Source organism: Pontibacter liquoris, from assembly GCF_022758235.1.
GTDB lineage: Bacteria > Bacteroidota > Bacteroidia > Cytophagales > Hymenobacteraceae > Pontibacter > Pontibacter liquoris.
The window spans coordinates 22,957-34,849 of record NZ_JALEBG010000003.1 but is presented as its reverse complement, the minus strand read 5'-3'; the positions used below and the strand labels follow the sequence as shown (position 1 = coordinate 34,849).

Genomic DNA, 11,893 nt, shown 5'->3' with positions numbered 1-11,893 from the left:
TTATGCAGCATGTATCTCCGATAAGAGAGCCTCTTGTAACGGGGGGGAAAACATACCATGACATCACTGAAGATGTCTGCAGACAAGTGGAGGCAGCACCCAACCCGCGTTGGGCCGCTGCTTTCGGTGTCGCATTAATTGGTCTGGCTATTTTCTTCTACTCCGTTTACCGTACCCTTTGGTTTGGTATTGGCGAGTGGGGCCTGAACAAAACTGTAGGCTGGGCATGGGATATTACCAACTTCGTGTGGTGGGTAGGTATCGGCCACGCCGGTACGCTGATCTCAGCCGTATTGCTGCTGTTCCGCCAAAAGTGGCGCAGTTCTATTAACCGTGCTGCCGAGGCGATGACGATTTTTGCCGTAATCTGTGCGGCAATGTTCCCGGTACTGCACATGGGCCGTCCGTGGCTGGCTTACTGGGTGTTACCTTTGCCAAACACATTCGGTTCGCTGTGGGTGAACTTTAACTCCCCGCTGCTTTGGGACGTATTTGCAATCTCGACCTATTTCTCTGTATCGCTGGTATTCTGGTACATTGGTCTGGTGCCTGACTTTGCAACCATCCGTGACCGTGCAACCGGCCCGATAGCTAGAAGAGCTTACTCTTTCTTATCCCTGGGCTGGACGGGCTCTGCTAAATCCTGGTCCCGATACGAAACCGTTTCCCTTATCCTGGCCGGTGTAGCCACGCCACTTGTACTTTCAGTGCACACCATTGTATCTATGGACTTTGCAACGTCTGTGATACCAGGTTGGCACACGACGATCTTCCCGCCATACTTTGTGGCTGGTGCGATCTTCTCGGGTTTTGCCATGGTGTTAACCCTGATGATCATTACCCGCAAAGTATTTAAACTGGAGGATTACATCACCCTGGAGCACGTGGAGTCGATGAACAAGATCATCATGACGACAGGTTCTATCGTGGGTATTGCCTATACAACAGAATTCTTTATCGCCTGGTACTCACAGGTAACCTACGAACAATACGCCTTCATTAACCGCGCCACAGGTCCTTACTGGTGGGCTTACTGGACGATGATGACCTGTAACGTGATCACGCCGCAGCTTTTCTGGTTCCGTAAGATCCGAAGAAGCCTGGTGGCCACCTTCATCATCTCTATCTTCGTGAACATTGGTATGTGGTTCGAGCGCTTTGTGATCATTGTGATCTCGTTGCACCGCGATTACCTGCCATCCTCCTGGGCCATGTTCTACCCGACCTGGATTGACGTGGGCATTTATGTAGGAACGTTTGGTTTGTTCTTTACCCTGTTCTTCCTGTTTGTGAAGTTCTTCCCGGTAATCAACATGGCCGAAGTAAAAGCTATTCTGAAGTCTTCTTCAGGCGTTACGCACCACCACGGGCATGTAAAGCATCCGCAAGGCCACCATACCAATGCCGTTATCGTGCCTGGTACTGCAACAGATTCGAACACTAATACACATCACAGCAATGAATAAGAAATTTGTTCTAGGTATCTACGATGATGAAGATGTGCTGCTGACAGCCATCGAAAATGTCCGGGCTGCCGGTACTAAAATATACGAAGTATTTTCACCATATCCTGTGCATGGCATTGATGATGTATTAGGTATAAAGCGCTCACGCCTGCCCATCGCCGCCTTTCTGTTTGGCCTTTGCGGAACAAGCTTTGCGCTGTGGATGCAGATCTGGATGCTGGGCTTCGACTGGCCGATGATCATTGGTGGCAAGCCGCACATTGCGCTGCCTTCCTTTATCCCGGTTACGTTCGAGCTGACCGTACTCTTTGCTGCCTTCGGAATGGTTTTTACCTTCTTTACAGTAGAGCGTATGATCCCGACCTTCAAAGTGAATGTTTTTGATAAGCGTTCAACAGACGACAAGTTTGTGATGGCTATTGAAGTGAAGGAAGGTGTAACAGACATGAAAGCACTTGATAACCTGCTTCGTTCAAATGGTGCAATTGAAGTTAACGAGAAGGAGGTAGTAAAATAATGAAACGATTTACGATAATAGGCTTTAAAGCTTCTGCCGTTCTTTTTGCTACTGCATCACTCGTGGCATGTGGCAGCGATGATGGCCGCGGTGTAGAATATGCACCAGACATGTATCATTCCATTCCGCTGGATCCTTATTCGCAAATAAAGGAGGAGAAGTATAACCCTTACGGCATGAACATGCGCCAGCCGGCGTATGGAACCATTGCCCGCGGCAAGGAAGGCTACAACATGTATCTGTCGCAGGATACAGCCGAAGTTGCCGGTGTAGAGTTGACCAACCCGCTACCGCATACTGAAGAAAACCTGGCCAAAGGTAAAGTGTTGTATTCCCGTTTTTGCCAGCATTGCCATGGCGAACAAGGCGACGGACAAGGTTTGGTAGGGCAGAAGTTCAAAGGCGTGCCTTCTTACTCAGCAGGACGTGTAGCTTCCCTGCCGGCAGGACATATTTTCCATGTGATCACCAACGGCAGAGGCCGTATGCGTCCTCATGGCTCGCTGGTGAACCCTACAGAGCGCTGGGAAATTGTAATGTATGTGCAACAGCTGCAAAAAGGAATTACAGATACAGCGGCACCTGCCGACAAGCAAGCTGCTGATGAAGCAGGTGGTACGCCTGGCACTGACAATCCTGTAACCGGAACTCCTCCAGCAGAGGCGGCTCCCCAAAAGTAAGTCTAAGGCATAAGATATAAGGATAATGACAGAAGAACGACTCATCATTTCCAGAAAAACGAATAACAAGTTTTTCCTGATGATAGCTGTAGGCGTAATAATGCTTATAGCAGGTATAATTTTTATGGCCGCGGGCGGCGGAGCCGGTCATGGTGAAGGACATGGCGGCGGGCATGATGCCGTAACCTGGACGCAGCGCCTTTTTGTTAACCTTTGGCTCAACAACGTATACTTCACAGGTATATCTATTACAGGTATCTTTATTGTAGCCGTTCATTATGTAGCTTACGGTGGCTGGTATGTGCTTGTAAAGCGTATTCCTGAAGCACTGGGCGCTTACCTGCCAATCGGTGCAGTGGTGATGCTGCTGGTGTTCATTTTAGGCCGTCATGATATTTTCCATTGGACACACGAAGGCCTCTATAAAATAGGTGGTCCCGAGTATGATCCGATCATTGCCGGAAAGCAGGGCTACCTGAATTTTACCTTCTTCATCGTCCGTATGCTGATCTACTTCGGCTTATGGATCCTGTTTGCCCGCATGCTGCGCAAGAACTCCATTGCAGAAGACCTGCACGGAGGCACTTCATACTATAACAAGAACATCGTTATTTCCGGTGGTTTCCTGGTTATCTACGGTATCTCTTCTTCTATGTCGGCCTGGGATTGGGTGATGTCAGTTGATACGCACTGGTTCTCTACCATGTTTGGCTGGTATGTGTTTTCAAGCTGGTTTGTAGCGGGCCTGGCAGCCACCACCCTGGCTGTGATCATCCTGAAGCAGAATGGCTATCTGAAGCTGGTAAATTCCAACCACTTGCATGACCTGGGTAAGTTTGTATTTGCCTTTTCTATCTTCTGGACATACATCTGGTTTGCTCAGTTTCTGCTTTACTGGTATGCTAACCTTCCGGAAGAAGCGCTTTATTTCATCGAGCGCTTAGGCGGTAACAACGGGCATTATCTCCCTATCTTCTTTATCAATCTGATAATAAACTTTGTGTTTCCTTTCCTTGTTCTGATGACAAGAGATGCAAAGCGTCAGATGATCATGCTGAAGATCGTAACAATTGCCATCCTTATCGGACACTGGTTAGACTTTTACCTCATGTTTATGCCTGGTACATTGCGCACAGGGGCTGGATTTGGGTTTATTGAGTTCGGAGCTGCATTGGTTTTCTTAGGAGTGTTCCTGCTTGCCTTTACCAGAGGTTTGACCAAAGCTTCTCTTGTGCCGGTAAATCACCCATTCCTGGAGGAAAGTGTTCACCATCATGTTTAGAGATCTTACTAAAAAAATTTTATAATGATTACGATCGCTATAGGTATATCCGTTCTTTTATTATTAGTTATCCTGTTCCTGCTTTTCAGAATAGGTACGCTGGCCTCTATCTTCCGGGGTTCCTCAGAGCGTGCAGCAGGAACAACTAAAACCAGTAACCGTGTAAACAGCGTGATGATGTTGCTTTTCCTGATTGTGGGAGGAGCAGCTTTCGCATGGTCTTTTAACGATTCCTGGGACGATATGAACCAGCCGATTGCTTCTGTGCATGGGGTGTGGACAGACAGCTTGTTCTGGACGACGATGATCATCATCGGTATTGTGTTTGTAATTACACAGGTGCTGCTTTTCTGGTACTCTTATAAATACCAGCACCGCGATGATAAGCGTGCTTTCTATTATGCGCACAACAACAAGCTGGAAATAGTATGGACCATGATCCCGGCCGTGGTAATGGCGCTGCTGGTATTCGGTGGCTGGAAAACATGGGCCAAGATCACCAGTGCCCCTCCTGCAAATGCCGAAGTAATTGAGGTAATGGGCAAGCAGTTTAACTGGATGGTGCGCTACCCTGGTGCGGATGGCAAACTGGGCGTTGCTAACTATACCCTGATCGATGCTACAAACGAGTTTGGCGTAGACTTTAATGATAAAGCGTCGCTCGACGACTTTATGCCAATGGAACTGCACGTGCCGAAAGGCAGACCGGTTTTACTTAAGATCAGAGCGCGTGATGTGATCCATAGCGTGTTTTTACCGCAGTTCCGCCTTAAAATGGATGCTGTACCTGGTATGCCTACCAAGTTCTGGTTTGTGCCGACAAAGACAACCGCAGAAATGCAGAACGAAACAGGAAATCCGGACTTCAAGTATGAGCTGGCCTGTACCGAAGTATGCGGCCGTGGTCACTTTGCCATGCGCATGGTGGTAGTGGTAGACGAACCGGAAGACTACGCAAAATGGAAGGCAGCACAAAAACCTTTCGTAGAGCAGAACCCCGATGTGCTGGCTAAAATTTCGGCCGGCTCCGAGAAAGCCCTCACATTGCAACAGGGTGCTGGCGCTAAGAAAGAAGAAGTTAAATCAGAGTTGTAGCATTTAAACAGGTAATAAAATGTCTAGTATAGATATCTCCATCGACAGAGATGTACACCATGCACACGACGAGCATGACGAACATCACGACCAGAACTTTTTTGAGAAGTATATCTTTAGCCAGGACCATAAAGTAATTGCCAAGCAATACTTGTTTATGGGTATTGCCTGGGCCTTTATCGGAGGCTTCTTATCGATTCTTTTCCGTATGCAGCTGGGCTGGCCCGAAGCTACGTTCACTTTCCTGGAGCCGATCCTGGGAGGTTGGGTAGAGAACGGAAAGATCAACCCTGAATTTTACCTGGCCATGGTTACCATGCACGGTACCATCATGGTGTTCTTCGTACTGACAGCCGGCCTGAGCGGTACATTCAGTAACTTTTTGATTCCGCTTCAGATCGGTGCCCGCGATATGGCTTCCGGTTTCATGAACATGCTTTCTTTCTGGATCTTCTTTGTTGCCAGTGTGATAATGTTTTGCTCGCTCTTTATCGAAACAGGCCCTGCAGCCGGTGGCTGGACAATTTACCCGCCGCTTAGCGCTTTGCCGCAGGCAATTCAGGGTTCCGGTACGGGTATGACGCTGTGGCTGGTAAGTATGGCACTGTTCATTGTGTCGCAGTTGCTGGGCGGTGTAAACTACATCACTACGATCATTAACCTGCGCACCAAAGGCATGTCGATGTCGAAGATGCCGCTTACCATGTGGGCGTTCTTCCTGACAGCTGTACTTGGTTTATTGGCTTTCCCGGTTCTTTTCTCTGCGGCGTTGCTGCTGATCTTTGACCGAAGCTTTGGTACCAGCTTTTTCTTATCAGATATCTACATCGCCGGACAGGCGCTGCAGCACTCCGGTGGTACACCTATCCTGTTCCAGCACTTGTTCTGGTTCCTGGGTCACCCGGAAGTATACATCGTAATTATGCCGGCCATGGGCCTTGTTTCGGAAGTGATTGCTACAAACTCCCGCAAGCCTATCTTCGGATACCGCGCCATGATCGGTTCGTTGTTCGGTATTGCCGTGCTATCCTTTGTTGTATGGGCGCACCACATGTTCGTGACAGGTATGAATCCGTTCCTGGGTTCGGTCTTCATGTTCCTGACGCTGATCATTGCCGTACCATCGGCTGTAAAAGTATTTAACTGGCTGGCCACGCTTTGGAGAGGTAATATCCGTTTCACAGCGGCTATGTTGTTTGCCATCGGTTTCGTATCGCTCTTTATCTCAGGTGGTCTGACCGGTATCATACTTGGTAACTCAGCCCTGGATATCCAACTGCACGATACCTACTTCGTAGTAGCGCACTTCCACCTGGTAATGGGTGCGGCTGCCTTCTTCGGTATGTTCTGCGGCGTGTACCACTGGTTCCCTAAAATGTTCGGCCGTATGATGGACGAGAAATTGGGCTACGTGCACTTCTGGCTTACCTTTATTGCCGTATACCTGGTGTTCATGCCGATGCACTACATTGGTATTGCCGGTTTCCCAAGAAGATATTATGCCTGGACAGGTTTTGACTCTTTCAACACCTTTACTGACCTGAACACCTTTATCAGCCTTGCCGCTATACTTGGTTTCTCTGCCCAGTTCATCTTCCTGTTCAACTTCGTTTACAGCATCATCAAAGGGCGCAGAGCTACAGCTAACCCATGGCACTCTAATACCATTGAGTGGACGACGCCAATTAACCCGGGCCACGGTAACTGGCCGGGAGCACTTCCTGTGGTTTACAGATGGCCATACGACTATAGCAAGCCGGGAGCACCTGAAGATTTTATTCCGCAAACAGTACCTTTCTCCGAAACGCAGTCATCAAACCTGCCACAGGAGAAAGATTTTGAATAACTAAATGGCAATTAAATCTTTTCAGTCTAAAAGATTTAGAACGATTGGCATACTGACCGTAGTGGCAGTATACTTCCTGATATTAGTTGGAGGAATCGTGCGCAGCACCGGGTCCGGGATGGGATGCCCTGACTGGCCCAAGTGCTTTGGCAGCTGGGTTCCTCCAACTGATGTCAGCCAGTTGCCGGCTGATTACCTGGAGGTTTATAAACAACAGCGGATAGAGAAGAATCAGAAACTGGCGGCTTATCTGAGTAAGTTCGGGTTTGAAGATGTTTCTGCCGCTATTTTTTCGCATCCAAGCCAGTTTATAGAAACGGAGTTTAACCCTACCAAAACGCTCATCGAGTATGTGAACCGGCTGGTGGGTGTCTTGATCGGGATCTTTATTTTCCTGACCCTGCTTTACTCCGTGCCTTTCCTGAAACAGGATCGCACGATTTTTTACCTGTCGTTGGGGAGTTTTATACTGGTGGGATTTCAGGGATGGTTAGGCTCCATTGTGGTTTCTACAAACCTGCTGCCTGTAACCATTACCATCCACATGGCCCTGGCCCTGATTCTGGTAGCGATGCTGCAATATGCCGTTACTAGGGCAAACAGGCAGGAGATTACCGAAAGCTTTGAATACTCGCCCAAGGTGCAAAGCATGCTCTGGCTTGTGGCGCTGATCACATTCGGGCAAATCTTACTTGGCACGCAGGTGCGTGAAGAAGTGGACCTGGTAGCCTTCATGATGAACGGCGTAAACCGGGACCAGTGGATCGATAAGTTGGGCATTGATTTTTATGTGCACCGTTCTTTCTCCATCATTGTGCTGGGCTTGTATGTATTCTTGGCCTATCTGATTTACCAATTGCAGGACAAGCACATGTCGAAGCTGGCAAACATCATGTTGCTGTTGGTAGGAGTAGAGATCGTAGTAGGAATCATACTCGCTTATTTTGCCATACCTCCCTTTCTGCAGCCGGTGCACTTAACACTGGCAGCCCTGTTGTTCGGGGTGCAGTTTCAGTTATTGATCAGTAATCATTACGCCTCTCAGAAGGCGATTAAAAAGTCAGTAGTAAGTTCTATATAATGTTAACGCAGCAATCAGAATCGCTACTGCCACATAGTATTATGGTACAAAAAGCAGCAGCGTATTTTAAACTTCTGAAGTTCAGATTAAGCCTGGTAGTTGCTTTTTCGAGTGCCATTGGCTTTATACTGGGGGAGACGGATGCCAGCTTTCTCAATATTGTGCTGGTTATGCTGGGCGGGCTTCTGGTAACAGGATCAGCCAACATCATTAACCAGATCATTGAAAAGGACCTGGACAAGCTCATGAAGCGCACGGCAAAGCGTCCGTTGCCTACCGGGCAGGTTTCCGTAACAGAAGCTATCGTATACTGCGTTTTACTTGGCGTTTCCGGTTTAACGTTGCTGGCGTTAAATTTTAACGTGCTTACAGCCGTGCTCTCGTTTATTTCGCTGCTGCTGTATGGTTTTGTGTACACACCAATGAAGCGGATCAATCCCATCTGTGTGTTCATCGGAGCCATACCAGGCGGTATGCCGCCCCTGATCGGGTGGGTAGCAGCTACCGGGGTGCTGGGCGTAGAAGCCTGGATCTTATTCGGGATACAGTTTATCTGGCAGTTCCCGCATTTCTGGGCTATTGCCTGGGTGCTGGATGATGATTACAAGAAAGCCGGTTTTAAAATGCTGCCTACAGCGGGCGGCAAAGATCTGAAAACAGCCATCCAGATCATGATTTATACCTTGCTGCTGTTGCCTTTAAGCCTGCTGCCCCTGCAGTTTGGCATGTCGGGGAGCACGTCTGCGCTGATTGCCATTGTTTGCGGCGTTTTGTTTCTGGCGCAAACATTTTACCTCATGCGCACCTGCTCTAAAAAAGCAGCAATGTCGATTATGTTTGGGTCTTTTTTATATCTGCCAATCGTGCAGATAGCCTTTGTATTAGATAAAGTTACTATATGAACATGGTTGCCAAAATAAATGAGGAGAGAGATAACGCCGCAGGAGTGCATCCATTAAAGTTTGCCTTGTGGTTGATTATTGTAAGTATAATCATGATGTTTGCAGCTTTTACGAGCGCTTACATTGTGCGGCGCGCGGAAGGAAACTGGCTGGAAATTGACCTGCCCAGCATCCTGCTGATAAATACCGTGATTATTGTGCTGAGCAGCGTAACCATGCAATGGGCTTATTTTGCTGCCAAGAAAAATAACCTGAACATGGTAAAGATGATGCTGCTTGTGACCTTAGGGTTGGGCATCGCTTTTCTGATCGGGCAGTGGAATGCCTGGGGTGAGCTGGTAAAGGACAACGTATACTTTGGTGGTTCAGGTGCCAACCCGGCGGGCTCATTTTTATATGTACTCACCGGCGTGCACGGGTTCCACATCATCACCGGACTGATCTTTTTGTTAGCGGTTTTAGCCGCAAGTTTGAAATTTAGAGTACACTCTAAAAAAATGCTCCGTATACAGTTATGTACTATATACTGGCACTTTTTAGGAGGACTTTGGCTATATTTGTACGTCTTCTTATTGGCAAATCACTAAACACGTTTTTTTACAATACATAAACTATGTCTACTTCAACTACGCTGGAAGCACCAAACACAGGTACATGGGATGGCGGTAACGAGCCATTCAAAGCGAGCTATGGAAAACTCATGATGTGGTTTTTCCTGCTTTCGGATGCATTTACGTTTGGATCGTTTCTGATTGTTTACGGATTATCCCGTCACAAGCATTTACCTTATACGGGTTCGCCGGAAGCATTTACGTTTTCTACCGAATGGTGGCCTATCCCTGAGAAAGTGTTTAACGCCTTCCCTGGTTTCCATGGTGTGGATCTGCCTCTGGCTTTCGTGGCCTTAATGACCATGATCTTGATCCTAAGCTCGGTAACGATGGTACTGGCTGTAGAAGCTGGCCACCGCATGGATAAGAACGACGTGCAGAAATGGTTGTTGTGGACGATCCTGTTTGGTGCCACCTTTTTGGGTTGCCAGGCGATTGAGTGGTCGCACTTTATCGAAGGAACAGAAGCCGGTATGGTAATGTCTGACGGAACGATCTTCCATGGGGCTAACCTGACGATGAACCAGTATGGGCCGCCCTTATTTGCCGACCTGTTCTTCTTTATCACTGGTTTCCATGGTACCCACGTATTCTCCGGCGTTATCCTGCTGATCATGATCTTTGTGAACACAGTGAATGGCGTATATCAGAAGCGTGGCCACTACGAAATGGTGGAAAAAGTAGGTCTTTACTGGCACTTTGTAGACCTTGTTTGGGTATTTGTATTTACCTTCTTCTACCTGATATAATTAGTATCTAAAATCAAAGCATTCGGCTTTCTGTTCTTTTACAGCACAGAAGCAGCATGTTAAACTAAGAAACAGCAATAATATGGCAATGCATACTGATCACGCCCACGATGTAGAGCACGTTGGCGAGCTTCCCAAGCCACAGACCAAAGCAATCTGGCGAACGTTTATTATTCTGGTAGCCATCACGGCACTCGAGTTCCTAATTGCCTTTACCATGGATTCGGGTACGGTAAGAAACGCGATCTTCATTATACTTACTGTACTGAAGGCGTTTTATATCGTTGGAGAGTTCATGCACCTGAAGCACGAAACCAAAGGCCTGATCTGGTCGATCCTTATCCCAATGGCACTGGTAGTATGGCTGATGGTGGCTTTGATCTCTGAAGGCACGTATTACTTTGAGTCTGTTACGAATTACTTCAGATAAACTTCCTGTAATGAGAAATTTGAAGGCACTAATACTAGGACTCCTAATATTAGTGCCTCTTTTTATTTTTGTATTTGTGATCACCTTTGGTGAACAGCATTTTACATTAAGAGGCTATTTCCCGCAGGTCAATGCGGCCGGTGAAGTGCTGCGAACGGCGAAAGGGGATACCCTTTTTAAACGCGTTCCCGGTTTTCATTTTACCAACCAATCCGGCCATACCATAACCCAACAGCAACTCACGCAGGGAGACGGCGTTTATGTCGTGCAGTTTTTAGAGAAGGAGTGTGCCGACAGCTGTAAGATTGTTTCGACGCAACTTATGCGCGTGCAGGAGGCTTTCAGGAAGAACCCCCAGGTGAAGCTTGCCTCTATCATGGTGGCTGCCGCGGCTGATACGGTCCAGATGCTGCAGCACATTGCCGCCCAATACAGCGCCGATCCTAAAAAATGGTTTTTCCTGGCTGGCCCTCGCGCTGAAGTATACCAACTGGCTTCACAGGGGTTTCACCTGCCAGTAGGGGAACAGCAAAACATAGCAAGCCATAAAGTATGGCTGGTAGATAAGGAAGGCCATGTGCGCGGCATCTATAAAGGTGCAAAGGTCACCGATATTGACCGGCTTAACATGGAAATAAACGTACTGCTTGATGAATACAGCAAAAGTAAATAACCCGACAAGTACCCGTGACCGCCGGTTTCTAACTCTTATTGCCGTGCTTTCGGTTGTGGTGCCGGTGCTTGTAGCCTTATTGTTCTTTATGCCCAAAGCGGGCGGCGCTAAAATGGATGTCTCCTTTCTGCCTCCCTTTTATGCCTCCATCAATTTCCTGACGGCTATTGCGCTGGTGGTTGGGTATGTGAATATCAAAAAAGGGAATATCAAAGTACACCGGGCTTCCATGCTGACGGCTTTTAGTTTGTCGGCTATTTTCCTGGTCGCCTACGTGGTGTATCACTACTTTGGCGAAAGAACTGAATACGGTGGCGAGGGCGCCCTGAAGTATGCCTATTATTTTATCCTACTCACGCACATTGTGCTGGCCATTGTTATTGTGCCACTGGTGCTACTGTCGGTATACTTCGGTATCACCGGGCAGTTAAGCCGTCACCGCCGCATCTCCCGCTGGACGTTCCCTATCTGGCTGTATGTGGCAGTAACCGGCGTGCTGGTATACCTGCTCATTTCGCCATATTATTCCTGAAACCAGAAAGCTTACACAACTGTTCTATT

The 11,893-nt window shown here is 47.9% G+C and carries 13 protein-coding genes; all 13 read left to right on the top strand.

Going from position 1 to position 11,893, the window contains the following annotated elements:
* The first annotated feature begins 2 nt into the window (after positions 1 to 2).
* The 13 genes from nrfD (at position 3) to LWL52_RS17185 (ending at position 11,864) form a co-directional block, all read left to right on the top strand.
* A complete protein-coding gene (gene nrfD / locus LWL52_RS17245) occupies positions 3 to 1,466 on the top strand; it encodes an NrfD/PsrC family molybdoenzyme membrane anchor subunit (protein WP_242922339.1) in 1,464 nt (487 codons plus the stop codon).
* Positions 1,459 to 1,983 carry a DUF3341 domain-containing protein gene (locus LWL52_RS17240; RefSeq protein WP_242922337.1) on the top strand — a complete coding sequence of 175 codons (525 nt, stop codon included), beginning with the start codon at positions 1,459 to 1,461 and terminating at the stop codon, positions 1,981 to 1,983. The genes nrfD and LWL52_RS17240 overlap by 8 nt, the downstream gene beginning before the upstream one ends.
* Positions 1,983 to 2,663: a c-type cytochrome gene (locus tag LWL52_RS17235; protein ID WP_242922330.1), complete on the top strand. Its 681-nt coding sequence runs from the start codon at positions 1,983 to 1,985 to the stop codon at positions 2,661 to 2,663. The genes LWL52_RS17240 and LWL52_RS17235 overlap by 1 nt, the downstream gene beginning before the upstream one ends.
* Before the next feature lie 25 nt (positions 2,664 to 2,688).
* Positions 2,689 to 3,945: a quinol:cytochrome C oxidoreductase gene (locus LWL52_RS17230; protein ID WP_242922328.1), complete on the top strand. Its 1,257-nt coding sequence runs from the start codon at positions 2,689 to 2,691 to the stop codon at positions 3,943 to 3,945.
* Positions 3,946 to 3,969: 24 nt separating this feature from the next.
* The gene (locus LWL52_RS17225; protein WP_242922326.1) at positions 3,970 to 5,040 is read left to right on the top strand and encodes a cytochrome c oxidase subunit II; all 1,071 of its coding nucleotides are present in this window, start codon (positions 3,970 to 3,972) and stop codon (positions 5,038 to 5,040) included.
* A gap of 19 nt (positions 5,041 to 5,059) precedes the next feature.
* Positions 5,060 to 6,886, top strand: a complete 1,827-nt coding sequence (locus tag LWL52_RS17220; protein ID WP_242922324.1) for a cytochrome c oxidase subunit I — start codon at positions 5,060 to 5,062, stop codon at positions 6,884 to 6,886.
* A gap of 4 nt (positions 6,887 to 6,890) precedes the next feature.
* Complete coding sequence (locus LWL52_RS17215) at positions 6,891 to 7,967, top strand: COX15/CtaA family protein (protein WP_242922322.1); 1,077 nt, start codon at positions 6,891 to 6,893, stop codon at positions 7,965 to 7,967.
* Positions 7,967 to 8,869, top strand: a complete 903-nt coding sequence (gene cyoE, locus LWL52_RS17210; protein WP_437179365.1) for a heme o synthase — start codon at positions 7,967 to 7,969, stop codon at positions 8,867 to 8,869. Before LWL52_RS17215 ends, cyoE begins: the two co-directional genes overlap by 1 nt.
* A complete protein-coding gene (locus LWL52_RS17205) occupies positions 8,866 to 9,456 on the top strand; it encodes a cytochrome c oxidase subunit 3 (protein ID WP_242922318.1) in 591 nt (196 codons plus the stop codon). Before cyoE ends, LWL52_RS17205 begins: the two co-directional genes overlap by 4 nt.
* A gap of 26 nt (positions 9,457 to 9,482) precedes the next feature.
* Complete coding sequence (locus LWL52_RS17200) at positions 9,483 to 10,229, top strand: cytochrome c oxidase subunit 3 (RefSeq protein WP_242922316.1); 747 nt, start codon at positions 9,483 to 9,485, stop codon at positions 10,227 to 10,229.
* A gap of 82 nt (positions 10,230 to 10,311) precedes the next feature.
* Entirely contained in the window at positions 10,312 to 10,659 is a 348-nt protein-coding gene (locus LWL52_RS17195) for a cytochrome C oxidase subunit IV family protein (RefSeq protein WP_242922314.1), read from the top strand.
* Between the two features lie 52 nt (positions 10,660 to 10,711).
* The gene (locus LWL52_RS17190; protein WP_242922312.1) at positions 10,712 to 11,332 is read left to right on the top strand and encodes an SCO family protein; all 621 of its coding nucleotides are present in this window, start codon (positions 10,712 to 10,714) and stop codon (positions 11,330 to 11,332) included.
* Positions 11,310 to 11,864 carry a DUF420 domain-containing protein gene (locus LWL52_RS17185; RefSeq protein WP_242922310.1) on the top strand — a complete coding sequence of 185 codons (555 nt, stop codon included), beginning with the start codon at positions 11,310 to 11,312 and terminating at the stop codon, positions 11,862 to 11,864. The genes LWL52_RS17190 and LWL52_RS17185 overlap by 23 nt, the downstream gene beginning before the upstream one ends.
* The last annotated feature ends 29 nt before the right edge of the window (positions 11,865 to 11,893 follow it).

Bases quoted from the DNA above. Each gene is read 5' to 3' on its own strand.
- nrfD (WP_242922339.1), top strand. From the start codon at position 3: ATGCAGCATGTATCTCCGATAAGAGAGCCTCTTGTAACGGGGGGGAAA.
- LWL52_RS17240 (WP_242922337.1), top strand. From the start codon at position 1,459: ATGAATAAGAAATTTGTTCTAGGTATCTACGATGATGAAGATGTGCTG.
- LWL52_RS17235 (WP_242922330.1), top strand. From the start codon at position 1,983: ATGAAACGATTTACGATAATAGGCTTTAAAGCTTCTGCCGTTCTTTTT.
- LWL52_RS17230 (WP_242922328.1), top strand. From the start codon at position 2,689: ATGACAGAAGAACGACTCATCATTTCCAGAAAAACGAATAACAAGTTT.
- LWL52_RS17225 (WP_242922326.1), top strand. From the start codon at position 3,970: ATGATTACGATCGCTATAGGTATATCCGTTCTTTTATTATTAGTTATC.
- LWL52_RS17220 (WP_242922324.1), top strand. From the start codon at position 5,060: ATGTCTAGTATAGATATCTCCATCGACAGAGATGTACACCATGCACAC.
- LWL52_RS17215 (WP_242922322.1), top strand. From the start codon at position 6,891: ATGGCAATTAAATCTTTTCAGTCTAAAAGATTTAGAACGATTGGCATA.
- cyoE (WP_437179365.1), top strand. From the start codon at position 7,967: ATGTTAACGCAGCAATCAGAATCGCTACTGCCACATAGTATTATGGTA.
- LWL52_RS17205 (WP_242922318.1), top strand. From the start codon at position 8,866: ATGAACATGGTTGCCAAAATAAATGAGGAGAGAGATAACGCCGCAGGA.
- LWL52_RS17200 (WP_242922316.1), top strand. From the start codon at position 9,483: ATGTCTACTTCAACTACGCTGGAAGCACCAAACACAGGTACATGGGAT.
- LWL52_RS17195 (WP_242922314.1), top strand. From the start codon at position 10,312: ATGGCAATGCATACTGATCACGCCCACGATGTAGAGCACGTTGGCGAG.
- LWL52_RS17185 (WP_242922310.1), top strand. From the start codon at position 11,310: ATGAATACAGCAAAAGTAAATAACCCGACAAGTACCCGTGACCGCCGG.